The sequence below is a fragment of the Pseudomonas sp. BF-R-01 genome (genome assembly GCF_019946615.1).
Taxonomy (GTDB): Bacteria; Pseudomonadota; Gammaproteobacteria; order Pseudomonadales; family Pseudomonadaceae; genus Aquipseudomonas; species Aquipseudomonas migulae.
Genome location: NZ_JAGYFX010000025.1, coordinates 1 through 23,477, shown reverse-complemented (window position 1 = coordinate 23,477; position 23,477 = coordinate 1). Strand labels below are relative to the sequence as shown.

The 23,477-nt window shown below is 63.3% G+C and carries 18 protein-coding genes; 8 read left to right on the top strand and 10 right to left on the bottom strand.

The features are described from left to right. The first annotated feature begins 6 nt into the window (after positions 1-6). The 5 genes from KGB27_RS12065 (at position 7) to KGB27_RS12045 (ending at position 7,919) form a co-directional block, all read left to right on the top strand. On the top strand, positions 7-1,230 hold the full coding sequence (locus KGB27_RS12065) for a lipase family protein (protein ID WP_223481301.1): 1,224 nt from the start codon (positions 7-9) through the stop codon (positions 1,228-1,230). Between the two features lie 15 nt (positions 1,231-1,245). Further along, entirely contained in the window at positions 1,246-2,454 is a 1,209-nt protein-coding gene (locus KGB27_RS12060; RefSeq protein WP_223554616.1) for an LLM class flavin-dependent oxidoreductase, read from the top strand. Positions 2,455-2,458: 4 nt separating this feature from the next. Beyond that, positions 2,459-4,048, top strand: coding sequence for an ABC transporter substrate-binding protein (locus KGB27_RS12055; protein WP_223554614.1), 1,590 nt, complete (start codon positions 2,459-2,461; stop codon positions 4,046-4,048). A 169-nt stretch (positions 4,049-4,217) separates the two neighbouring features. Next, positions 4,218-6,800: a TonB-dependent receptor plug domain-containing protein gene (locus tag KGB27_RS12050; protein WP_223554612.1), complete on the top strand. Its 2,583-nt coding sequence runs from the start codon at positions 4,218-4,220 to the stop codon at positions 6,798-6,800. Between the two features lie 33 nt (positions 6,801-6,833). Next, a complete protein-coding gene (locus tag KGB27_RS12045) occupies positions 6,834-7,919 on the top strand; it encodes an LLM class flavin-dependent oxidoreductase (RefSeq protein WP_223554610.1) in 1,086 nt (361 codons plus the stop codon). Positions 7,920-8,054: 135 nt separating this feature from the next. On the opposite strand, the gene KGB27_RS12040 is transcribed toward KGB27_RS12045, so the two are convergent. From KGB27_RS12040 to KGB27_RS12000, 9 genes are all read right to left on the bottom strand, one after another. Then, positions 8,055-8,513 carry an REP-associated tyrosine transposase gene (locus KGB27_RS12040; protein ID WP_223554608.1) on the bottom strand — a complete coding sequence of 153 codons (459 nt, stop codon included), beginning with the start codon at positions 8,511-8,513 and terminating at the stop codon, positions 8,055-8,057. A gap of 227 nt (positions 8,514-8,740) precedes the next feature. Then, on the bottom strand, positions 8,741-10,546 hold the full coding sequence (locus KGB27_RS12035; protein WP_223554606.1) for a dipeptide ABC transporter ATP-binding protein: 1,806 nt from the start codon (positions 10,544-10,546) through the stop codon (positions 8,741-8,743). Then, on the bottom strand, positions 10,543-11,388 hold the full coding sequence (locus KGB27_RS12030; protein ID WP_207286623.1) for an ABC transporter permease: 846 nt from the start codon (positions 11,386-11,388) through the stop codon (positions 10,543-10,545). Before KGB27_RS12030 ends, KGB27_RS12035 begins: the two co-directional genes overlap by 4 nt. A gap of 10 nt (positions 11,389-11,398) precedes the next feature. Next, on the bottom strand, positions 11,399-12,460 hold the full coding sequence (locus KGB27_RS12025; RefSeq protein WP_223554604.1) for an ABC transporter permease: 1,062 nt from the start codon (positions 12,458-12,460) through the stop codon (positions 11,399-11,401). Then, positions 12,453-14,021 (bottom strand): ABC transporter substrate-binding protein, encoded by a 1,569-nt coding sequence (locus KGB27_RS12020; RefSeq protein ID WP_192229263.1) that lies wholly within the window; start codon positions 14,019-14,021, stop codon positions 12,453-12,455. The genes KGB27_RS12025 and KGB27_RS12020 overlap by 8 nt, the downstream gene beginning before the upstream one ends. A 10-nt stretch (positions 14,022-14,031) precedes the next feature. Continuing rightward, positions 14,032-15,231, bottom strand: a complete 1,200-nt coding sequence (locus tag KGB27_RS12015; protein WP_223436386.1) for an LLM class flavin-dependent oxidoreductase — start codon at positions 15,229-15,231, stop codon at positions 14,032-14,034. Between the two features lie 370 nt (positions 15,232-15,601). Continuing rightward, positions 15,602-16,333, bottom strand: a complete 732-nt coding sequence (locus tag KGB27_RS12010; protein WP_192229261.1) for a class II aldolase/adducin family protein — start codon at positions 16,331-16,333, stop codon at positions 15,602-15,604. 15 nt (positions 16,334-16,348) lie between these two features. After that, complete coding sequence (locus KGB27_RS12005; RefSeq protein WP_223554602.1) at positions 16,349-17,404, bottom strand: ABC transporter substrate-binding protein; 1,056 nt, start codon at positions 17,402-17,404, stop codon at positions 16,349-16,351. Positions 17,405-17,578: 174 nt separating this feature from the next. After that, complete coding sequence (locus KGB27_RS12000; protein ID WP_223554600.1) at positions 17,579-17,731, bottom strand: hypothetical protein; 153 nt, start codon at positions 17,729-17,731, stop codon at positions 17,579-17,581. Positions 17,732-17,844: 113 nt separating this feature from the next. Here KGB27_RS12000 and KGB27_RS11995 point away from each other — a divergent pair, with 113 nt between their 5' ends. The 3 genes from KGB27_RS11995 to KGB27_RS11985 all read left to right on the top strand — a co-directional run bounded on the left by KGB27_RS11995 (position 17,845) and on the right by KGB27_RS11985 (position 23,267). Further along, complete coding sequence (locus KGB27_RS11995) at positions 17,845-19,113, top strand: acyl-CoA dehydrogenase family protein (protein WP_008029144.1); 1,269 nt, start codon at positions 17,845-17,847, stop codon at positions 19,111-19,113. Between the two features lie 511 nt (positions 19,114-19,624). Continuing rightward, a complete protein-coding gene (locus KGB27_RS11990; RefSeq protein ID WP_223554597.1) occupies positions 19,625-21,406 on the top strand; it encodes an ABC transporter ATP-binding protein in 1,782 nt (593 codons plus the stop codon). Further along, positions 21,399-23,267 carry an ABC transporter ATP-binding protein gene (locus KGB27_RS11985; RefSeq protein WP_223554595.1) on the top strand — a complete coding sequence of 623 codons (1,869 nt, stop codon included), beginning with the start codon at positions 21,399-21,401 and terminating at the stop codon, positions 23,265-23,267. Before KGB27_RS11990 ends, KGB27_RS11985 begins: the two co-directional genes overlap by 8 nt. 30 nt (positions 23,268-23,297) lie before the next feature. Here the strand turns inward: KGB27_RS11985 and KGB27_RS11980 are convergent. Further along, the coding region (locus KGB27_RS11980) for a hypothetical protein (RefSeq protein ID WP_223554593.1) at positions 23,298-23,477 on the bottom strand (180 nt) is incomplete at its 5' end.

Below are 23,477 nucleotides of genomic sequence, written 5' to 3'. Positions count from 1 at the left end.
ATCCAGATGAAACTGCCGCAACAATTCGTTTTCGGTCTGAGCGTCCTGGCGCTGTCCATGAGTGCCATGGCCGCCGGTGCCCACGCCCCCAAACCCGACCCGCAACAAGGCGATGGCCGCGTCTCGGCGTTCTACACCTGGCAAGAGGTGATCCCGGCCACGCCAGGCAAACTGCTGCGCAGCGAGCCGCTGGAAAAAACCCTGAGCCTGCCCAACGCCGCCAGTGCGCAGCGGATTCTCTACACCTCCACCGACGGCATCGACAACAAGTCGCCGATCGTGGTCTCCGGCACGTTGTTCCTGCCCAAAGGCAAGGCGCCCGCCGGTGGTTGGCCGGTTGCCAGCTGGGGGCATGGCACGGTCGGTGTGGCCGATGTGTGCGCGCCGTCCTGGCAAGGTCGCTCCTACCGTGACGTGCAATACCTCAGCCGCTGGCTGGATGAAGGTTATGCCATCGTCGCCACCGACTATCAGGGCCTCGGCGTCCCCGGCGGTCACCCGCTGCTGAACAATCGCATGGCCGCCTACGGCATTCTCGACGCGGCAAAAGCCGTGGTTGCGGGCGTTCCGGGGCTGGCCAACAAAGTGCTGATCGTCGGTCAGTCCCAGGGTGGCGCGGGCGCCTTCGCCTCGGCGGCCTATGCCCCGACCTACGCGCCGGACCTCGGCGTCAAAGGCAGCATCGGCACCGGCGTGATCTATACCGTCGGCGCGAAAAACGTTGGCGAACAGGACGTCAACAAAGTCGATGCATCCCTCGCCTACGGCTTCTACACCCTGCTCGCGGCCCAGCAATACGACCCAAGCATCAACCCCAAGGATTTCTATACCGACAAGGCCCTGCCGCTGTTCGAACAGGCGCGTACCAGTTGCCTGGCAGCGCTGGTCAGCGATGTGGTCGGCGTCGGCCTGACCCCGGCCAATGCCAAGAAAGACTACAAGGGCGACCAGCTCGCGGCGTGGCAAAAACAGGTCTCCTACCCGACGCTGAAGCTGGCCCAGCCGATCTTCATCGGCACCGGCGCCGAAGACAAAACCCCGGCCGCCTCGACACAGGTCGCGCTGATGCAGGACGCCTGCAAGACCGGCTCGGTGGTTGAAGGCCATCTCTACAAAGGGCTGGGCCACAGCGAAACGGTCAACGCCTCGCTCAAGGATTCGGTGCCGTTCGCGCACAAGGTCATCAACGACCAGCCCATCACCCCGATCTGCAGCCCCAGCGTGCAGTAAGACGGAGCCTTCGACATGAGTATTGAATTCTTCACCCGCCTGCCCCTGCATGGCGAAACCCAATTCCTCCCCGGCGACCCGCGCAACCGTGGCGACTGGCACCGTGGCGGCCCGAGCACCGGCGCCGTCTCGGGGTTCAGCGTCGGCGATCACTTCACCTACATCGACTACCTCGGGCAGATCGCCAAGGCTGCCGAGATCAACGGTTTCGGCGGTGCGCTGATGGTCAACGCGCCCTCCGGCGAGGAACCGTGGACGGTCTGCTCGCTGCTGGCCCGGGAAACCCGCACGCTGAAATTCGTCACCGCGTTCCAGCCCTACCACTACACGCCGTGGGTGGCGGTGCAGCAGGCCGCGACCTATCAACGGGCGACCGGCAACCGGCTGGTGTGGAACATCATCAACGGCGGTTCGGATGCGATTCAGCGTCAGGTCGGCGATTTCAGTGATCACGATGAACGTTATGAGCGCGCCATCGAGTTCATGGACGTGGTCAAGGGTTACTGGCACAACGAGAATTTCCACTACGAGGGCAAATTCTACAAGGCCGAGGGTGGTGGCCTGCGCGGGCCGTTGAAGAAAGCCGAACTGCCGCTGATCTGCACCGCCGGCTCGTCGATTCCCGCCCGGGAATTTGCCGCCAAACACGCTGATTTCTACCTGATGCGCGCCGAGCACCCGAACGAGATTGCCGCGCTGATCGCCGACATTCGCGAGCGCGCGCTGAAGTACGGGCGCAGCGACATTCGCTTCGGTCTGTCGATTGACGTCATCACCCGCGAAACCGAGGAACTGGCCCGCACCGAAGCCAGGCGCTTCTTCGATGAAGGCATCGCCAGGGGCGCGGTCAAGGCCGTGGCCTCGCATGCCGGGCTGCGTACTGCGCGCAAACTCAGCTATGAAAACGAGTTCGCGCAGAAGACGGAAACCCAGAGTTTCGATGACTTTTTCATCCACCCGAATGTATGGACCGGCTTCGGCTACATCGGCATTCCGCCGGGCTGCGCGCTGGTGGGCAGTTATGAAAATGTCGTGGCGCGGATTCGCGAGTACAACGCCATCGGCATCGACCTGTTCTTCCTCGCCGGTTACCCGCATCTGGAAGAAGCCTATCGCCTGGGCGAGCACATCCTGCCGCACTTTCGCGGCGAGCGCACCGAACTGAGCCGCCCGCTGCCGGCGCCGCTGGAACTGCGTTCCGCCAACGGCCCGGCCGGAGCCTGATGCCATGAGCGAGGATCATTCATTGTTCAGTCGCCGGGATTTTCTCGGTCACAGCGCACTGCTCGGCGGCGGTTTGCTGCTCGGTGGCGGCCTGCTCGCCGGGTGTGGCCCGAGCGGCGAAAAAACGGCGGCGGCGATTGCCACCGCCGATGATCAGCCGCGTTATGGCGGGCGCCTGCGCCTGGGGATTCTCGACGGCAACCAGAGCGGCAACCTCGATGCGCACAAACCCATCGGCAGCGGCATCGTTCGCGGCTTTGCGCTGTACAGCAAGCTGTGGGAATGGGACGAGCAGATGCAGCCGCGCCTGGCCCTCGCCGAGTTCGCCGAGCCGAATGCCGACGCCAGCAGCTGGACGTTACGCCTGCGCCCCGGGCTGGAGTTCCACCATGGCAAGACCATCGATGCCGATGACCTGATCTTCTCGATCCGCCGCCTCACTGACCCGCAACTGGCCTCGCCCTATGCCGCGCTGCTGCACTGGGTGGACCGCGACAACCTGGTCAAGCTTGACTCGCGCACCGTGCGCCTGAACTTCCGTGAAGGCCGCAGCTATATGCCGCTGGCGGAAACCTGGGTCAACTTCGGTGGCATCGTGCCGGTGGACTATCACCCGGTGAGCAATCCGGTGGGCGCGGGCCCCTACAAACTGAAAAGCTTCACCCCCGGCCAGCGCTCGCTGTTCACCCGCTTCGAGAACTACTACAAGGACGGCAAACCCTACGCCGACGAACTGGAAATCATCGACTTCAAGGATCAGGTTTCGCGCTTGGCGGCCCTGCGTTCCGGGCAGATCGACATGGCCAACGTGATGCCCACCGAACAGCTGGAAGTGCTGCAGCACGACCCTCGGCTCAAGGTGTTGAAATCGGTGACCGGCAACTGGTTGTCGTTCGACATGAACCTCGACAAGCCACCGTTCAACGATCCACGGGTGCGCGAGGCCTTTCGCTTGCTGGCGGATCGCGAAGAACTGGTGCGCCGGGCGCTCAACGGTCAGGGCCGCGTGGCCAACGACCTGTATGCGCCGAGCGATCCGACCTTCAACCACACGCTCGGGCCGCGTCCCCACGATCCGCAGCGCGCGGCGCAATTGCTCAAGGAGGCCGGCTACGAAAACCTTGAACTGGAACTGGTGACCACGCCGGGGCCGGGGCTGACGTCGGCGCTGGTGCTGGCCGAACAGGCCAAGCGCATTGGCGTCACGCTCAAGGTCAAGCAAGTGGACCTGGCCACGTTCCAGGGACCGCTGCGCACCGACTGGACCTTGAGCACCGGCGGCAGCATCGGCGCACCGTTCCTGGCCAGTGCGATCCACACCGACGCGCCGTTTGCCGTGGCCAACAAGACGCACTTCAAGGATGCACAGTTCAGCGAGCTGTTTCTGGCAGCCATGGCCCAGCCCGATCTGGAGAAACGCAAGGCGTTGGTGCATCAGGTTCAACAGATCCAGTACGAACGCGGCGGCATGCTGATCTGGGGCTACGCCGACCTGCTCGACAGCGTGGCCAACCGCGTAGGCGGCGCGGCGGCGGAAGAGTCGCTGTTCAGCACCTGGCGGTTTGAAAAGCTCTGGTTGAAAGACACGGCGTAACACCTAACAACATGCCCTACGGGAACGAATCCTTGTAGGAGCCGGCTTGCTGGCGATGGCGTCATAACGGCCACCACCGCCATCGCCAGCAAACCGGCTCCTACAGGTCGGGGGGTGTCAGGAAGCGCCTACAAATTTCCATGAATTATCATCTCGAGGCTCATTTGCCATGCCCTCTATCGCCTTTCGTTTGCCCGTAAAACGCTCCGCCCTGGCCATGGCGGTGATGTCGACCCTGTCGATACCAACCTTCGCCGCCGACACGCAACTGCAAACCGTCACCGTCCAGGCCACCGCCAGCGAGTCCGACGATGACGCGCTGCCCACCCGGCCACCCACATCCGTCTACGGCGGCATCGAAACCAAGGTGCTCGACACGCCGCGCTCCATCACCCAGATCAACGCCGAGCAACTGGCCAGCGACTCGATCCGCAGCGCCGATGACCTGGTGAAATACGCCCCCGGCATTACTCGCGGCGGCGGCCAGAACGCCGGCCTCGCCCCGCAGTTCCGCGCCCAGGGTTCCGAAGTGTTCCAGGACGGGCAACGCGCATACGGCGTGCGCCACCCGGCCAACTTCAACGCCTACGAAGGCGCCGACATCGTCGCCGGCCCGTCCTCGGTGACCTACGGTTCGGTGTCGGGCAGTGGCGGCTACGTCAATTACCTGAGCAAGAAGCCCAATTTCAACGAATTCAAAACCAAACTCAGCGGCGAACTGGGCGCCTGGGTACCGGACAGTGAATCCCGCGATTCCAGTAAATTCAGCATCGACAACACCGGGCCGCTGACTGACAACCTCGCCTATCGCTTGAGCATCACCAAGCAGCGCCAGGAAGACTTCTACGACAACGTCGACAACAACTTCGACGCGTTCTACGGTGCCCTCGCCTGGCGCAACGACACGGTGCGGGTCGACTGGAACGCCAGCTACGACAATTACTACGACTACAACATCACCCACGGCTGGAACCGCGCCAACCAGGAACTGGTGGACAGCGGCAAGTACTACGCCGGGCGCGCCACGCCGATCATCCAGAACGGCAACACCCTGTGGTCACCGGTGCTGGCGTCCGGCGCAGCCGATGCGCCGACCCTCGGCTGGGTCAAACGCCAGCGCAACGCACAAGGTCAATACAGCGTGGTCAACGGCAGCTTCCAGACGGCCTCGCCCAACACCCAAAGCAGCCCCGGCAGTTTGCGCGGCTGGGTGTATGACCCGACGTTGACGGGCAATGGCCTGACCAGCCTGTCGTCACAAACCGGCCAGCGCGACGAGGATGAAAACAGCTCGCGGCGCTTCACCACACAGCTGCGGGTCGAAGCCGACCTGACACCGACCATCACCCTGGCCAACAGCACCTTCTACCAGCGCTCCAAAGACATGACCGATGCGGTCGGTTCTTTCCAGGTGCAGTCCAAGGACAATCTGTTCGATAACCGCTTCGAATTCCGCTCGCGCAACGAAGTGCAGCTCGGCGGCTTGACCCTGCGCGATGACAGCAACACCGGGGTGATCTACCGCCGCGAGTTCAACCAGTCGATCGCCGCCAACAACAATTTCGGCTCGACCATCAACGCCTATGACTTGACCCAGGACCCGTCGGGCAAGAATCCCGGCACTTTGCTGGGCCTGACCGGCTCCAACCCCGCCGGCGGCAATGGCGCCTGGATCGGCCAGCCCGGCGTGGCGCAGTTTTCCAACTACTACGGCTGGCTGAATCTGCCGGCGATGTACCCGGCGGGCCACGGTTTATACGCCGAGTCGGTGGCGCCCTACACCGCCGAAAGCACCTGGACCACCAAGACCCTGTTCAGCCAGCACAACCTGCGATTCGGTGACAGTGTCGGTCTGAACATTGGCGCCAGCCGCAGCTGGATCGACGCTGAAATCGAGAACCCGTTCGTGCTGGCCGGCGGCAATCCGCGCAAGGACAGCGACAATTATCGGCTGTTCGCGTTTCAGGTCAGCCCGTACGTCAAACCGACCGAAAACAGCACGCTGTATTACACCTTCGATCGCTCATTGGCGGTCAATACCGGGTTCTTCTCCAACGGCCTCGGCTGGGGCAGCGGCGCCGGTGCCAATCAGCTCAACCCGCTGGCCTTCCAGAGCCTCAGCGTGTTGCACGAAGTCGGGCTGAAAGTCGAAGCGGTGCCCAACGAACTGTTCATGACCCTGGCCGCGTTCAAGCAGGCGCGGGATCAATCGCCCGACAGCAATAACAACATTGCCCGACTGGTGATCAAGGGCGTGGAATCGACCCTTCGCTACCAGCCGGACAATCACCTGCGCAGCGGTCTCAACCTGTCGAAACTCAGCGCTTACAACGAGTTCGCCTCCCAGGCCGGTTTCGCCTCGGCCGGGTTTGCGCCCGACAACGGCACGGTGTTCGGCGACAACAACAGCCTCAATCAGCGGCCGTCAGGGCGCTTCGACGCGGTGCAGATTCCCGAGTACACCGCCAGCGGTTATGTCGACTATCGCTTCGACTCGGGCTTCGGCGCCGAGCTGTCCGGCTGGTGGACCAGCAGCTGGTATTTGAACCTGAGCAAGACCGTGAAAATCCCCGACGAGTACAACCTCGACCTCGCGGTGTATTACCGCCAGCCGCAATGGAGCACCACGTTGCGGGTGCTCAACCTGACCAACGAGCTGAACTTCGTCAGTGGCCTGGCCGGCTCGACCAACACCTTTTTGCAACCCATGCCTGGCCGCACGTTGCTGGCCCAGGTGGATTACCAGTTTTAACGCAGCGGCACCTATCGCTATCAGGAGTGTTCCATGTCCATTGAATTTGTCGGCATGATTTTCCCCCGCCAGTGGTCCGAGACCCGTGGCATTCGCAGCGCGGATTTCGATCTGGACTTTATCCGCCACCACGCCCGCGCCCATGAACACGCAGGCTTCGACCGGGTGCTGATCGCCAGCGGCCCGGGCAGCGCGGACAGTTTGCAGATTGCGGCCTACGCGGCGACGCACACCGAGCGCCTGGGTTTCATGATCGCCCATCGTCCGGCATTGAACGCCCCCACCGCCGCTGCCCGAGCCTTCGCGACGCTCGATCACACCACCGGCGGCGGGCGGATTCGCCTGCATGCGATTACCGGCATCACCGCCGAACCCCAGGAAGGCGACTTCCTGCTGGACAAGATCGAACGCTACAAGCGCACCGATGAGTACCTGGAGATCGTCCGGCGCACCTGGACGGCTGAAGAACCGTTCGACTTCGAGGGGCAGTATTTCAACATCAAGGGCGCCTTCTCGCCGGTCAAGCCATTGCAGCAGCCGCACATTCCGATTTCCTTTGGCGGGTCGTCGGACATTGCCTATCAGATCGCGGTGAAACACGCGGACCTGTATGCGCTGTGGGGCGAACCGCTGAGCGGCGTCGCCGAACAGATCGGCAAACTGCGCGCGGCGGCAAGTGCGGCGGGCGTGGAAGCGCCACGGGTGAGCCTGTCCGTGCGCTTGATTTTGGGGGCGACCGAAGAATTGGCGTGGCAGCGGGCGGAGCAGATTCTGGAACAGATCAAGGCCAATCCACAGTTCGCCGCCGGCAGCCCCTGGCAAAAACGCATCAAGGGCACCGGCTCCGAACGCTTGCTCGCCGCTGCGGCACAAGGTGATCGTCACGACCGCGCCCTGTGGATGCCCACCGCCACCGCCGTCGGCGCCTACGGCGACACCACCGCCCTGGTCGGCACCCCGGAAACCGTGGCCCAGGCGTTGCTCGATTACGTCGACCTGGGCGTGACCACCTTCCTCAATCGTGGTTATGACCCGCTGTACGACACCGTCGATTACGGCCGCTGGATCATCCCGGCGGTGCGCGAGGAAGCACGGCGGCGCAAGGCGCGGGTGGCGTAGTTTCCACCGACGCCATCGCCGGCAAGCCGGCTCCTACAGGGTTGTGTCGTGCCACGTTTCAACATGCACACCATGCCTTTGTAGGAGCCGGCTTGCCGGCGATGGCGGTTTAACGATCACCAGAAAAATGTGCGCCTACAGCCATTTGGCATCCCACAGCGGGTAATCGTGCACACGCCTGACAAGGCCAGCACGTATCGGATTGGCGATGACATAACGCGCCACCGCCAGTAAATCCTCTTCACGCCGAATCGCCCGGTCGTGAAAGTTTTTTTGCCACAAACGCCCGGAGCGTCCGAGGTGAGCATTGATCATCCGTGCACTGCGGGATTTGGTGCCCCGCATCAATGTTGGCAAGGTGCACTGTTTGAGTTCGACCAGCCAATGGAAATGGTCGGGCATGATGACCCAGGTAAGAGATTCAACCAGATCCCCCGCGTGCGCATGTTGAAATTCTCGTACCAACAACCGTCCGGTCCGCCAATCGCTGAACAAGGGCTCGCGATGCTGGACGACGGCCGTCAGCAGGTAGATTTGGCCGCTTTGAGAATAACGACCGGCGCGTAATTGGTTGGCGTGGGGAAGATCGGGCATTCCATTGCCCTCCTGTGTTGTTGGGAGAAACACAAGGCTAGTGCGCAGGCGGGATGGTCGTTGTCAAAGTTCAGTTCTGAATGTGTCTGTTTGACCGCCATCGCCGGCAAGCCAGCTCCTACAGGTTTGTGCCAAGCCGCATTTCGGCGTACACCCCATAACCCTGTAGGAGCTGGCTTGCCAGCGATGGCGGCATAACGTTCGCCATCGAATTGCCGGTAAGCCGACTATGCGCCCAACGTCGGCGAATTCTCCAGCAACGTACGCGTATACGCCGCCTGTGGCTGATCCAGCACATCATCAACCGCCCCCTGCTCCACCACCCTTCCCAGCTTCAGCACCAACACCCGGTCGGCAATCGCGCGAACCACGCCGAGGTCGTGGGTGACGAACAACAGGGTCAGTCCTTCGATTTGCAATTGTCGCAACAACGCCAGGATCGAAGCCTGCACCGACACGTCCAGCGCCGAGGTAATTTCATCGCAGATCAGCAGTTTCGGCTCACACACCAGCGCCCGGGCAATGGCCACGCGCTGGCGCTCGCCGCCGGACAGGCTGTGCGGATACAGATCGGCCACCGACGCCGGCAGCGACACCCGCTTGAGCACCGCATCCACGCGCTGGCGCGCAACGTTGCCCTTGATGCCGAAGAAGTGTTCCAGCGGCGCACTCAGGGTCTGGTAAACGGTTTGTCGCGGGTTCAGTGCCCGGTACGGGTTCTGAAAAATGTACTGAATCTGGTGCCGTTGCCGCTCGTCACGTCGGCGGGCCGACAAGCTCAGCGGCACACCCGCATAGTGCAAGTCGCCCTCGGCGTTTTCCCCGAGCCCGGCGATGGCCCGGGCCAGGCTGGTCTTGCCGGAACCGGATTCGCCCACCAGCGCCAGGCATTCCCCGGCGGCCACCCGCAGAGAAACGTCGAACAACACCTGTCGATCGTAAGCCACGTTCAAGTCTTTGATCTCCAGCAACGGCGCCCGCTCCACCGGCACATCGACAGCCGACACCGGCGCCTGGGCAACTAGCTGCAAGGCCTGAAGATGCGGATCGAGACACGCCACTCGCTGCGCTGAAGACAGGTCGTGCAAGGCCGGCTCAGCCTGCGAGCAATCGGCGGCGCGACGCGAACACCGAGGCGCGAAAGCACAGCCGTGCGGTCGCTGCCCCGGTGCCGGGGCATGCCCCGGGATCGCCTGCAAATCGCGGCGCTGCGCCACATCGGGAATCGCCGCCAGCAGGCCTCGGGTGTACGGATGAGCCGGCCGCGTGAACAACGCTTCACGGTCGGCGACTTCGACGATGCGCCCGGCATACATCACCATCACCCGGTCGACCAGGTCCTTGATCACCGCAAGGTCGTGGGACACATACACCGCCGCCACCCCGAGGCTTTTGCACAAGCGGCGCAAGGTCGCGAGGATGTGCGCCTGAGTGGTGACGTCCAGCGCCGTGGTCGGTTCATCAAGGACGATCAACTGCGGACGCAGGACAAACGCCAGCGCCAGCATCACCCGTTGCTGCTGCCCACCGGAGAGCTGATGGGGGAAGCGCCGCAAAAACGCCGGATCGTCCGGCAAGCCAACATCACGCAAGGTATCGGCGATGCGCTGCTGTTGCGCCGCACGATCCAGCTCAATCTGATGTGCACCGAGGGTTTCGCGCAGCAGACTGCCGATGCGCAGCGCCGGGTTCAGCGCCGTCGCCGGGTCCTGCGCGACGTAGCCGATCAGGCTGCCACGGGCCCAGCGCAACGCTTCGCCCTCCAGGGTCAGCAGCGAATGACCGGACACCTCGACCTGCCCGCCGACAATCCGCGCCCCGCGTCGGGCATGGGCGAGCAACGCGGTGGCCAGGGTCGTCTTGCCGGAGCCGGATTCGCCGACCAACCCCAGAATCTCGCCTGCCTCAAGGCTGAACGAAACCCCGGACAGCACGTCAATCTGTCCCGCCAACTCGACCCGCAAATCCCGCACCTGCAACACCCCGGCAGTGGTCACCGACGGGCGGGACTCGATCCCGGCAATCGCATTCATGGCTGTTTTTCTCCGATCCGTGAACTGCTGCGGCCGATGCCTTCAGCGAGGATATTGGTGCCATAGGCGAAGATGCCGATCAGGATCGCCGGGGCCAGCACCGCCCACGGCTGCACCAGTAAACCGGCCTGGTTTTCATTGATCATCAGCCCCCAGTCGGCGGTCGGCGGCGCCACGCCGTAGCCGAGAAAACTCAGGCCCGAGAGCATGCCGACGCCCCAGGTCAGCATGTTGCCGAAATGCACCAGCAGCGGCGTGAGGATGTTCGGCAGGATCTCCCTGAACAGAATCCGCCGCCGCGAGTAGCCCATCATCTGCGCGGCCTCGACGAACTCCTGCCCCGCCACCGCCACCGCACTGCCACGGGCCAGGCGGATCACACCGGGCGTGAAGGCGATGGCCACAGTCAACACGATCAACCACGGCGCGCGGCCGAGCATGGAGACAATCAACAACACCAGAATCAGGTCGGGAAAGGCCAGCGACACGTCCGCCAGCCAGGTAATCAATTGGTCGAGCCGACGCCGGGAAAAACCCGCCAGCAACCCCAGGGTGCTACCGGTCAACAGCGCAATCGAGGCCGCCGCCACCGACATCCACAACACCGAGAGGCCGCCACTGAGCAAGCGCGACACCACGTCGTGCCCGAGAAAGTCATAGCCCAGTAATGCCGCGCCAACCGGTGCGCCGTACACCGAACCAAGCATTTCCGTCGGGCTGTGCGGCGCCAGCCACGGGCCAGACAAGGCCAGTATCACCACCAGCGCAGTGATCAGCGCGCCTTTGCGGGTTTGCGGTTCCGCCAGCCAGACCTGCCAGCGCGAACGTCGGGAGTCAGTCATGTTTTACCTCTCAAGGCGCCTTGGATGGGGAACGTCGCCACCACGGCTGAATGCCCCGGCGGTTACGCTGAATCATGGTCACGCGGCGGGCGGTGCGCAGTTTCGGCGTAAGCAGCACGGTCAGCAGATCGGCGAGCAGGTTGATCAACACCACGCCGAGGGTGATCACCAGCACGATGGCCTGGACCATCGGCAAATCGCGCATCTGGATCGCCGAATTCAGCGAAGTGCCGATGCCGGGGTAACTGAAAATCACCTCGGCCAACAGCGCGCCGCCGATCAGCGTTCTCAGCGTCAACGCCACGCCTTGAATCGCCGGGATCAGTGCGTTGGGCAGCGTGTGGCGCCAGACGATGCGCCACTCGGGAATGCCGCGCAGGCGCGCAGCGATCACGTAATCGGACTCCAGCGCCTCGATCATCGATGCCCGCACCATGCGCGTCAGGTACGGCAATGCCGACAGGCTCAGGGCCAGCACCGGCAACACCAGGAACTGCAATTGGCGCAGCAACGACTTGTCCGGATCGAGGATCGACACCGCCGGCAGCAGGTCCATGTGCGGCATGGAAAACAGCAGCACCAGACCGATGGCCAACAGAAACCCCGGCGTGGCTTTAAGGAAGATCAGCAGCGACAGGCTCCAGCGATCCAGCCGACTGTCACGGCGCAACGCCAGGGAAACGCCGAGCATCAACGCCGCCGGCACCACCACCGCAATGACCCCGGCGAGCAGCGCCAGGGTGCAGCCGAAACGGCCGAACAGAATGCTGCCGACCGGCGCGTTGGAGTCGAGCGATACACCGAGTTCGCCGCTCAGGGCATGCCCGAGCCAGCGCAGGTACTGTTCGAGAATCGGCCGGTCCAGACCCAACTGGCGTTGCAAGGTGAGGATGCTTTCCAGCGGCGCGTCGGGGCCGAGAATCACCCGGGCCGGGTCCGAGGGCAGCGCCTGCGTGGCAATGAACACCACCAGACTGATGACCCACGCCGTCAGCAATCCGTAAGCCAGGCGCCCGATAAACCACGACAGCCAGGCTGGCGTGCGGGGTTCTTTGCAAGAAGGCTCAGGCATGGTTCACCCACAATTCATCAAAACGCCAAGAGGCAAACGTGGTCTGTTCAGGCTGCAAACCGCCGACCCGCACCGATGCCGCGTCGAGCACATCGTTGAAGCCCCAGATCAGCAAGCCACCGCGTTCGTGTTGAATGCCTTGCGCTTCGTGCACCAGCACTTTGCGTTGCTCAAGGTCGGGTTGCGCCAGCGCCTGGCGGTACAGCGCGCTGAAGCGTTCATCGTGGAAGTTGCTGCGGTTGTAGATGGCCTGTGGCGCATCGTTGTGCAGCGCCGACGCGAGAAAACCCCGGGCCGGTGTGGAGCCCGGCGACAGCAGCCAGTTTTCCCGTTGCGGACCGTTGAACACCGAGCCATCGACCTGAGTGACCTTGATCTCGACCCCGGCCTTTTTCGCCTGTTGCGCAAACACCAGCGCCGCGTTGACACCCGGCCCCGGCGTGGTGGTCAGCTCCACCCGCAGGTCGGTCTGCCCGGCCTGGCGCAACAGCGAACGCGCCTGTTCCAGGTCGTAGGGACGCTGGGCAATGCTGTGGTTGTAGGTGGGGTCGTGGGGCGAATACAGGTCGTTGGCGATGCGCCCGAAACCGTTGAGGCCACGGTCCACCAACTCGCGACGGTCGGCCAGCAGGCGGAACGCCTGGCGCACCCGCTGATCCTGAAACGGTTGCTTCGCCAGATTCAGATTGAACCCGGTGAACGAGGTGCTCGGCGAGGCGTACAACCTCAGCCGCGAGTCGGCCTTGAGCAGTGCGCTGTGTTCGGCTTGCACGCCGCTGGCCACGTCAATCTGCCCGGCGCGCAGGGCGGCGGCGCGGGACACCTGGTCCTTGAACTCGATGATCTCCAGTTCATCGGCATAGGGTTGGCCGGGCTTGTAGTAATTCTCGAAGCGCTGATAAAGCGAGCGCTGGCCGGGAATGAAACTCTTGAGCTTGTAGGGGCCGGCGCCGACCGGGTTGCTGACGGGGTCGTAATCGGTGGGGACGATGCCGCCGAAACTGATCAGGGTTTCATCCAGCGGGTAAAAGCTCTGGCCTTCCTTGAAGCGGATTTCGATGGTGCGCGCATCCAGTTTGCGCAACGCGTTGCGGTCGATCGCGCCCACCAGACCGGCAAATGGCGACGCCAGTTTCGGATCGGTCAGGCGCAGGATCGAGAACAGCATGTCATCGGCGCCGATGCTCTTGCCGTGATGGAACTCCAGGCCCGGTTTGATGCGAATGGTCCACGCACTGGCGTCGGCGTTGGGTTCGGCAAACTCGGCCAGGGCCAGGCGCGTGCTGACGTCGGTGTTCCATTCCCAGAACTTGCTGTACAGCGCCCAGCCGCGAATGATCCCGCCGCCCACCGGTTTGTGCGCGTCGAGGTTGCCCGACTGATCACCATCGATGATGCCGACCCGCAAGCGACCGCCGCGCACCGGAGTGCTGGACAATGCGGCCGCACCGCTGACCTGCGCCCCGCTGTCGCATCCGCTGAGCAGGCTGCTGCCGAGCAACAGGCCGCCACTGACCGCCAGGCCATTGCCGAGAAACCGGCGACGGGAAAATTCGTTCATCGCTGTCTCCTCAGACTCGCTCGGTCACTGCTACACGCCGTGGTGCCGGTGTGCTGACACCCAGTTTCGGCACGTCGAAACCGTGATCCAGATCGAGCAACGGGAACAGCAGATCCGCCACCCGGTGCGCTTCATCGATCAGCGGGAAACCGGACAGAATGAATGCCGATGTGCCCTGCGCTTCGTATTCTCGAATACGCTCGGCGACCTGCTCGGCGCTGCCCACCAGGTAAGTGCCGGCTGCCGGGCCGAGGATGTTGAAGCCGAACAGGCTCGGGCCGAGCCAGACGTTCGGGTAGATCTCCAGGTCCCGGGCCTTGGGTAAACGGCCGGCGCGAATGGCCTCGACGTTGCGCTGGATCTGCGGATCGTCGCTGTGGAAGGTTTCCAGGGTTTCACCGGGCGGCAATTGACGTTCGATGGCCGTGCGCGCGGTTTGCAGCGAGGTACGTTGCAAGAGTTTTTCAGCGTGGGCCCAGGCCTCTTCCTCGGTTTCGCGAACGATGATTTGCAGGCGCGTGCCGAAGGTCAGCTCACGGCCGATTTTCGCGGCTTCTGCTGCGACCTTGCGGAATTTCTCACCGAGTTTCGGCGGGGTGTTGGCGAAGCTCAGGTACACGTCGAGCAGTTGCACCGAATGCGCGACACCCGGCCCCGACGTGCCCGCGCCCCACAGTGGGATGCCAGGCTTTTGCTTCGGCGGATGCCAGCCACCCAACGGATGACTCGCGGCAGCCGGTGAACGGGGGGCGAGCTTGACGTACTGGCCGTCGAACCCCGAGGTGTCCCCGGCGTAGAAGCTCTGGAACGCACGCCAGTATTCGAGGCTGAAGTCATAACGTTCGTCGTGGGGGTAATGCACGCCGAGGGTGGCAAGGCCGGCGTCATTGCCATTGACCACGTTGAACAGCAGGCGGCCGTTGGAGAATTGATCGAAGGTCAGCGCCCACTTGGCCAACACGGCTGGCGACAGTTCGCCGGGGTGTTGCGCGACCAGGAAGCGCAGGCGTTTCGTGGCATCAATCAGCGCGGCCGAGACAGCGAGGCTTTCGTTGGGGCTGGAACCCAGCAGCGAACCGTAGTAACCGAGACGGTCGCTGGCCACGGCAAGTTGTTTCAGATGTTCGAAATCGGTTGTCCAGCGGCCTTCGGGTTCCCACGGATAAGGCCCGTCGGGGGTGGTGAGGTACCAGAGAATTTTTACAGCCATGGGTGTGTTCCTTGAATGTGTGTCGACCTTGCGGGCGATGAGGCCCTTGAACCTTGCGGTGATCTTTCGGCCGCCATCGCCGGCAAGCCGGCTCCTACAGGGTTCCGTGTTTTGTTCAGGTCAATCGGTGTACGCCGAACTTTGTAGGAGCCGGCTTGCTGGCGATGGGGCCCTTGAACCTTGCGTCGATCTTTCGGACGCTATCGCCGGCAAGCCGGCTCCTACAGGGGGTCTGTGTTTTGTTCAGGTCAATCGGTGTACGCCGAACTTTGTAGGAGCCGGCTTGCTGGCGATGGGGCCATTGAGCTTTGCGTCGATCTTTCGGGCGCTATCGCCGGCAAGCCGGCTCCTACAAGGGGACCTGAAATCGTTAGCTGCGCCGGTCGATGGCCGGCACCAGGCCCAGCTCGGTGGCTTTGTCGTACAGGCCGCTCATTTTCCATTGCTGGGTCAGCACGCCAGGGCCATAGGCACGGGAGCCGCCGAGGGCGTCGGCGAGCAATTGCAGTTGCGCGCCCTCCTCCAGCAACAGGATGAATTCGGCGGTGGCGCGCAGGCCCTGTTTGCCCCACACGGTGGAGCCGCCGTTGGCTTCGAGAATCGCCAGGTTGAAGGGGTTTTCGGCAATCTTGTCGAGGATGAAATCGACTTCCGGCTGACGACGGTCGATGTACACCGGCAACTCCCGGGCGAGCTGATAACGCTGCACCGGCACGTAGTGGAACGGCAGCGTGCGGTGGGTTTGCGCCCAGGCGCCGAGGTATGGCGAGTGCACATGGGACACGGTGGTCACATCGGCATGTTGCTGGAACAGTTTGGTGTAACGCCCCAACCCACCCTTGCCTTTGCCGAAGATCACCTTGCCTTCGAAGTCGGTGACCGTGGCTTGCAGCGGCTTGCGGTAATTCCACGGGCCACCGTAGTTCACCGACACCAGCAGCTCCTGGCCCGGTACGCGCTCGATGAAACCAACGGTGCCGTTGGCGGTGATGGTGTTGGTTTCACGGAACACGGTGAAGGCTTCTTCAGCCTCGACCAGCACCTTGTCGATGAAGTTTTTCAGTTCTTCGCTGATCAGTTGTTCGTTGATGAGTACGGTCATGGCAATTCTCCAGAGTCAGGCGCGGCGCTTGGCCAACAGTTCATGGGCGGCTTGCAACGGGCGCGGATCGACCCAGTCGGCGATGGAAAAATCGCGTTCGAGGAAGCCGTGCAGGTAAAGGAAATCTTTCTGGGTATCGAGAAATTCCAGACGCTGTGCCGACAGGTCAGGCGCCAGCGTGGTGTGGAATTCACCGCGATAGGCTTCGGCGACACCGGCACTGCCGGCGCGGGTTTCTTCTTCGAGAATCGCGTTCAACGCCTCGCGATTGTTCGCCGCCCAATCGGCGGCGCTGAGGGTTTGCGCGAGGAAGCGCACGACCAGGTCGAAATGGTTGTCCAGCAGGCTCTGGTGGACCGTGATCGGGCGCGGCGTGCCATTGTTGATGCGATAGCGCGGCTCTGCGATCAGGTCGAGGTCAATGCCCACCACCAGCCCGAGACGCCGCGCGGCATCATCGGCGGACGCGCCTTTGACGTACACCGCGTCGACTTCACCGCGCACCAGGTAATCGAGGCCCGACCAAAGGCGTTGCAAGCCCTCTTGAGGATTCGCCGCCTGCTCCTGGTTTTGCAGCGCCACTTCCACCAGTTCGACGTCATCGAAGCCCAGCCCCGCCAGACTCAACGCGCCTTTGTAGCCGTGCAGGCTCATGGCCCGAGCGATGCTGCCGGGGCGGGTTTCACCCCAGGCCGGCAGCGCCAGACGCTTGCCCTTTAGGTCTTGCGGACGACGAATGCCGGAGTCCGGGCGAACCAGGATGGTTTGCCACTCTTCGATCCAGGTCAGGCCGATCAGGCGACTCGGCGCACCAGCGGCGCGTGCCGCCAGGGCCGGTACGTTGCCGCCTTCACGAAACAGGCCCGGCAACTCGTGATCGTAGTGGTGATGCCCCAGTTGCCGGGCCTCCTGCAAGGTCGACACCGGCAGGCCGTCAGCGGCGAATTCTTCGCTGAGCCAGCCGAGTTTGTAGGCGATGCCGGAAGCGGTCGGCACCGGGCAACGGGTGAACCAGATCTGCTCCAGTTCAGCCGGGGCAGCGGGTCGGGATTGTTTGGCAGCAAGCGTCATGGGCAGCTCCGTGGTTGGGCAAGTGTCTGTTGCCAGAGCTATTGCAGCGCCCGTGCCAAGAGCTGAAACGCCCGGTTTAAGGGGCTTTGCGCCTGACACCAAGCAAACAACCGACGCTGGTTGCTGGCCTGCCAGCAGCATTGCGCGGCGACTGCTGCTGGCCGAGCAGTCGCCTCAGCGGCATTGCTTCCCCAGCAACACCACCCCGCCCAACCCCTTGCCGGGCGGGCATTCCAGCCCTTGGCGCAGAACTTGCTCAAGGCCCTTCAACGCCCGTGAAACACCGATCCCTTTGTAGGAGCCGGCTTGCCGGCGATGGCGGTGCATCAGGCGACATCCATGTTGTTTGATCCGCCGCCATCGTCGGAACGCCGCCCGCAGCAAGCCGGCTCCTACAAGGTTTCATGGCCATCATCAGATCAATGATCAGAGGTACAGCAATGAGCAAGGTCGAACACAACCCCGCCGGACAACTGATACAAGAACAGGCGCCGATCCGCCTGCTGGACAGCGAGGCTCAAGCCATCGCCGTGGCCAGGGACATCGCCCGGGAGATTGCCGAAATTGCCGCCGACGCCAGTCAAAACGGCCAACTGCCACGGCGTCAGGCGCAACTGTTGTCGGAGAGCGGCTTGACCGCCATTGGCGTGCCCAAGGCGTTTGGCGGCCTCGGCGCTTCGGTGGAAACCATCGTCGAAACCGTGCGAATCATTTCAGTCGCCGACGGCGGCGTCGGTCAGTTGCTGCAAATCCACAACGTCATGCTGCGAGGGATTTTTACCGGATACTCCGACGAGATTCGCGACCGACTGGTTCGCGATGTATTGGCCGGCAAGCGTTTCGGCAATGCCCTGGCGGAAGTCGGCGGCAAGAATAAATTCGCCCTCAAGACCCGCGTCGAACGCCGCGCCGACGGCAAGCTGATCCTCAATGGCAGCAAGTTCTACTCCACCGGTTCCTACCTGGCCGAGTGGATTTCCCTGACCGCCGCCAGCGATGACGGCGGTGCCGGTGTGCTGCTCAATCGCAACACACCGGGCCTGACGCTGGTGGATGACTGGGAAGCGTTCGGCCAGAAAAACTCGGTCAGCGGCACAGTGATTTTCGACAACATCGAACTCGACGAAGGGTTCGTCTCCCAGCGCAAAGGGCCGATGAAACGTACCGGGTTGACCTTCCCACAGATTCTCCACGCGGCCATCGACACCGGCATTGCCGAAGGTGCGTTGTCGGCTGCGGTGGATTACCTGAATCACAATGCGCGGCCGTGGGTGGAAAGCGGCGTCGATCACGCCAATCAGGAGCCGCACATCATCAAGCAGATCGGCGAATACGCCGTGGCCCTGCGCGGCGCGCAATCACTGCTGCGCGACGCGGCGCGGGTGTTCGATCAGCACGAACTGGACCCGGACAACAAGGAACTGCAGGACGAGCTGATTCTGTCGGTGGCCACCGCCCGCGCCCACTCCGACGCGGCGTCGCTGAAAATCTCCAGCGACATTTTCTCCCTGCTTGGCGCCAGTTCCTCGCTGAGCAAATGGAACCTCGACCGTTTCTGGCGCAACGCAAGGGTCCACACCACCCACGACCCGATCCGCTGGCGCCTGCACCACGTCGGCAACTACTACCTCAACGGCGTCGACCCCGGCGAATACACCGCAATCCTCAACGCCAAGGAAAAACAGGGCGCGACCAGCCCCGGACGGTGATCCCCCAGGCACCGTCTCCCCTTGTAGGAGCCGGCTTGCTGCGGGCGGCGTTCCGACGATGGCGTCCTCGAAATCGATGCAAATCCAAAGGCCCCATCGCCAGCAAGCCGGCTCCTACAGGGACGGCGTTCAACCTGAACAAATGCGAAACCCTGTAGGAGCTGGCTTGCCAGCGATGGCGTCCTCGAAATCGATGCAAATCCAAAGGCCCCATCGCCAGCAAGCCGGCTCCTACAGGTTCGGCGTTCCACCTGAACAAATGCAAAACCCTGTAGGAGCTGGCTTGCCGGCGATGGCGTCCTCGAAATCGATGCAAACCCAAAGGCCCCATCGCCGGCAAGCCGGCTCCTACAGGTTCGGCGTTCAACCTGAACAAATGCGAAACCCTGTAGGAGCGAGGCTTGCCCGCGAAGGCGCCCTAAAGCCCCATGCAAAATCCCAAGGCCCCATCGCCGACAAGCCGGCTCCTACAGGGTCGAGATCGTGTCCGCACACCACACAGAGCTTTTTCATGATCGAAAAACATCCTCTCTTGCGCAGCCTGGCGATTTACCGGGAGATGCCCTGGCGCTTCGCCCTGGTGGCGGCGTTGTACATCGCGGTGAACCTCGGACTGGTCTGGCAGCAATGGCTGATCGGCCACGCCGTCAACGACGTCAGCGCCGGCCGCGCGGTTGTCCGGCAAGCCGATGGCAGTCTCGACGCCAGCCTCGGCTGGTACTGGTTGTGGCTGATGCTCGCCGTGGCGTTCGGCCGTGGCGTCTTGCAATACGCCGCCAGCGTGCTGTCGCTGGTGCTCAGCCAGGAACTGCTGACGCGCCTGCGCGAGCGCATCCTGCAGCAGGTGCAAACCCTGCACCTGGGTTATCACTGGCAGCACGGCATGGGCGAAATGATCACCCGCACCACCCGCGATGCCGACAAGGTGCGCGATGCGCTGATCAGTTTCTGGCGCCAGGTGGTGGAAACCCCGCTGGTGGTGCTGGCCACCGTCGGCCTGTTGAGCTGGTACAACCCGCTGCTGGGGTTGGTGCCGCTGCTGCTGACGGTGTTCGGCCTGTGGATTTTCGTGCGCCAGACCGAGCGTCTGGTCAGCCTCGACCGCGCCGTCGGCGAGGCCTACGACCGGGTCAATCAGGACCTCAGCGAAGGCATCGGCGGCGTGCGGGTGATCAAATCGTTTGGCCTGGAACACAGCCGCATCCAGCGTTTCGCCGGGCAGGTGGCGGTGTTCGCCGAGCATGCCCGCCAGGCCCTCGCCTATTCCAGTTCGCGGATTCCGTTGCCTCAAGCGGTCGTCGCGCTGGGGCATGTGTGGATTCTGGTGTACGGCGCGCACCTGGTGGCCACCGCGCAATTGGGCATCGGTGAACTGGTGACCTCGCTGCTGATCGCCACCACCCTGGTGTTCCGCATCGAAGGCATTGGCCGGGTGATGCAGACCTTCGCCGACGCACGCTCCAGCGCCGAACGGATCTGGCAACTGCTGGACGAGCCTGCAGCGATCCGCAGCGGCAACGCACCCCTGCCCGACACGCCGCTGGGGCTGAAACTGGAACACGTCAACGTCAGCGCACCGGGTGGCGGCCTGGACATTCTTCATGACTGCTCGCTGACCGTGCAGCCCGGCGAAATCGTCGCGCTCGTCGGCGCCACCGGCACTGGCAAAAGCCTGTTGGCAAGCCTGTTGCCACGCCTCAGCGACATCAATTCCGGGCGTCTGCTGATCGGTTCGGACAGCGCCGGCTGGCAAGACATTCGCCAGTTGAACCTCGACGAATTGCGACGCCGGGTGCACGTGGTGCCACAGGAAAGCTTCCTGTTTTCCGACACCCTGGCGGCCAACCTGCGCCTGACCGCATCCGACGCCAGCGATCAACAACTGCGTCACGGTTTGCGCCTGGCCGCCGCCGAAGATGTGCTGGAACGCCTGCCGCACGGCCTGGCCACGCCGCTGGGGGATCGCGGCGTGACCTTGTCCGGCGGCCAGCGCCAGCGTCTGAGCCTGGCTCGCGCGCTGCTTGGCGAGCCGGACATTCTGTGCCTGGACGACGCCACCAGCGCGCTGGATGCGATCAGTGAACGCCAGGTACTCAACAACATTCGCCAGTTGCGCCGCGATCAGGGCCGGGCCACCACGTTGCTGGTGATCTCCAGCAAGCTCTCGACCATCCTCCTGGCCGACCGCGTGCTGATGCTGCAGGACGGCAAAATCGCCGCCAACGGCACCCACGAAGCATTACTCAAAACCCATCCGGACTACCGCGACCTGCTAGGGATCGACCATGGCTAACCCAATCGCCGGCAAGGCCTTGAGCGATATCGAAATCGAAGAAATGCTCGCCCGCAAGGCCCTCGACCGCAGCATGTTCAGCCGGCTGTTGCCGCTGCTGAAACCGATTCGCCGGCACATTGTCGGCGTCATCGGCATTGAACTGCTGCTGGTGTTCACGGTGTTTCTGCGGCCGTGGTTTGTCCGCGAATTGCTCGACCGTGGGCTGATTCAACAGAACGATCACTGGCTGCTCGACGAACGCCTGGTGCTGTGGCTCGGCCTCGGATTGGCGGCCAGTTGGCTCGGGCGTTTCCTGCTCGCCGGTGTCTCGCAGTTTGTCGCAGGCAGCGCGGCGATCCGCGTACTCAATGACTTGCGGGTGCGCGTATTTGCCCATGTGCAGAGCTTGAGTGTCAGCTACTTCGACCGGACCAAGGCCGGGCGGATCATTTCTCGCGCCGACCGCGATGTCGACGCCCTCGAACCGCTGCTGATTCAGGGCCCACCCGAACTGCTGGGCGCATTGCTACGCTGTGGCCTTGCCTCGGTGATGTTGTGGCGGATCGACCCGCGATTCTTTCTCAGCCTCGCCGCCACGGTGCCGTTGCTGGTGTTGGCGACCTGGAGTTTCAAACGCATTTCCCAGCGCAACTGGGCCAAAGTCGCGGAAAACCGCAGCCGTTTCACCGCGCATCTGGTGGAGAGCGTCAGCGGCGCGCGCATGTTGCAACAATGCGCCCAGCAAGCGCCCAACCTGCGGCGCTATCGCGGCTTGCTGGATGATTTCAATCAGGCGCTGATTCGCGGCAGCCTGCGATCCAGCTGGTTTGCACCGTTCACCGCGCTGCTCAGCTCCGCCGGCATGGCGGTGCTGTTGCTGGTGGGCGCCTATGGTCTGGCGCAGGCGGATGTCACCGTGGGCCAGGTCGCGGAAAGCCTGTTTTATGTGTTCCTGTTTCTTGGGCCGTTGCAGGAACTGTCGGACCTGTTCGAGCGTTACGCCACCGGATCGGCCTCGGCGCAGCGGATCTTTTTGCTGCTCGACACGCGCCCGGAGATCAGCGACAGCACCACCCCGCAACGCCTGGGCAAGGCCCGCGGCGAAGTCAGTTTTGAACGGGTGCGGTTTGCCTACGATGCCGGCAATTCTTCACCGGTGATCAATGACCTCGACCTGCAGATTCCGGCCGGCGAAGTGCTGGCGATCGTCGGCCCCTCGGGCCATGGCAAGAGCACGCTGGTGCAGTTGCTGACGCGTTTTTACGAGGTGCAGTCGGGGGCGGTGAAACTCGATGGCGTTGATATCCGCGACCTCTCCCAGCATGAACTGCGGCGCAACGTCGGCGTGGTGCTGCAGGACAATGTGCTGTTCAGCGGCAGCATCCTCGATAACCTGCGCCTCGCCGCGCCCCAGGCGGACGATGCCCGGCTGATTGCTGCTGCCCGGGAACTGGGAGCGGACGAAGTGCTGGAACGCCTGCCGCATCAGTACCAGACCGAAGTCGGGCCGCTGGGCGGGCACTTGAGCCATGGCCAGCGGCAACTGGTGTGCCTGGTGCGCGCCTACCTCGCGGACCCGGCGGTGCTGGTGCTGGACGAAGCGACTTCGGCGGTCGACATCCACACCGAGCGACGCATTCAGCGCGCGTTCCGCCGACTGTGCGAGGGCCGCACCGCGATCATCATCGCCCACCGCCTGGCAACCATTCGTGATGCCGACCGCATTGCAGTGATCCGTCATGGCCGCCTGGTCGAACAAGGGCCGCACAGCCAATTGATCGATCAGGGCGGCGCCTATGCGGCATTGTACCAGACCTATCTGCGCAGCGCCGAAGCGGGTGCGTCGATCGACGATATCGTCGCCACAGCGCCGGCATGATCAAGACCGCCATCGCCGGCAAGCCGGCTCCTACAAGGTCACCGATAACCTGTAGGAGCCGGCTTGCCGGCGATAGCAATCTGCAAAACACCACAAAACCCTCTGCTGCACCCCGAACAACCATTGCTGACAGACTGCTGCTACAGCAGCACCTCCCACCACCAACACCACTTCTATCCCCGTCAAACGCCCGCCCCCGCTGACCCAAAC

What these genes read in the sequence shown, in the direction of transcription:
- KGB27_RS12065 (WP_223481301.1), top strand. Translation starts at nt 7, where the DNA reads ATGAAACTGCCGCAACAATTCGTTTTCGGTCTGAGCGTCCTGGCGCTG.
- KGB27_RS12060 (WP_223554616.1), top strand. Translation starts at nt 1,246, where the DNA reads ATGAGTATTGAATTCTTCACCCGCCTGCCCCTGCATGGCGAAACCCAA.
- KGB27_RS12055 (WP_223554614.1), top strand. Translation starts at nt 2,459, where the DNA reads ATGAGCGAGGATCATTCATTGTTCAGTCGCCGGGATTTTCTCGGTCAC.
- KGB27_RS12050 (WP_223554612.1), top strand. Translation starts at nt 4,218, where the DNA reads ATGCCCTCTATCGCCTTTCGTTTGCCCGTAAAACGCTCCGCCCTGGCC.
- KGB27_RS12045 (WP_223554610.1), top strand. Translation starts at nt 6,834, where the DNA reads ATGTCCATTGAATTTGTCGGCATGATTTTCCCCCGCCAGTGGTCCGAG.
- KGB27_RS12040 (WP_223554608.1), bottom strand. Translation starts at nt 8,513, where the DNA reads ATGCCCGATCTTCCCCACGCCAACCAATTACGCGCCGGTCGTTATTCT.
- KGB27_RS12035 (WP_223554606.1), bottom strand. Translation starts at nt 10,546, where the DNA reads ATGAATGCGATTGCCGGGATCGAGTCCCGCCCGTCGGTGACCACTGCC.
- KGB27_RS12030 (WP_207286623.1), bottom strand. Translation starts at nt 11,388, where the DNA reads ATGACTGACTCCCGACGTTCGCGCTGGCAGGTCTGGCTGGCGGAACCG.
- KGB27_RS12025 (WP_223554604.1), bottom strand. Translation starts at nt 12,460, where the DNA reads ATGCCTGAGCCTTCTTGCAAAGAACCCCGCACGCCAGCCTGGCTGTCG.
- KGB27_RS12020 (WP_192229263.1), bottom strand. Translation starts at nt 14,021, where the DNA reads ATGAACGAATTTTCCCGTCGCCGGTTTCTCGGCAATGGCCTGGCGGTC.
- KGB27_RS12015 (WP_223436386.1), bottom strand. Translation starts at nt 15,231, where the DNA reads ATGGCTGTAAAAATTCTCTGGTACCTCACCACCCCCGACGGGCCTTAT.
- KGB27_RS12010 (WP_192229261.1), bottom strand. Translation starts at nt 16,333, where the DNA reads ATGACCGTACTCATCAACGAACAACTGATCAGCGAAGAACTGAAAAAC.
- KGB27_RS12005 (WP_223554602.1), bottom strand. Translation starts at nt 17,404, where the DNA reads ATGACGCTTGCTGCCAAACAATCCCGACCCGCTGCCCCGGCTGAACTG.
- KGB27_RS12000 (WP_223554600.1), bottom strand. Translation starts at nt 17,731, where the DNA reads ATGCACCGCCATCGCCGGCAAGCCGGCTCCTACAAAGGGATCGGTGTT.
- KGB27_RS11995 (WP_008029144.1), top strand. Translation starts at nt 17,845, where the DNA reads ATGAGCAAGGTCGAACACAACCCCGCCGGACAACTGATACAAGAACAG.
- KGB27_RS11990 (WP_223554597.1), top strand. Translation starts at nt 19,625, where the DNA reads ATGATCGAAAAACATCCTCTCTTGCGCAGCCTGGCGATTTACCGGGAG.
- KGB27_RS11985 (WP_223554595.1), top strand. Translation starts at nt 21,399, where the DNA reads ATGGCTAACCCAATCGCCGGCAAGGCCTTGAGCGATATCGAAATCGAA.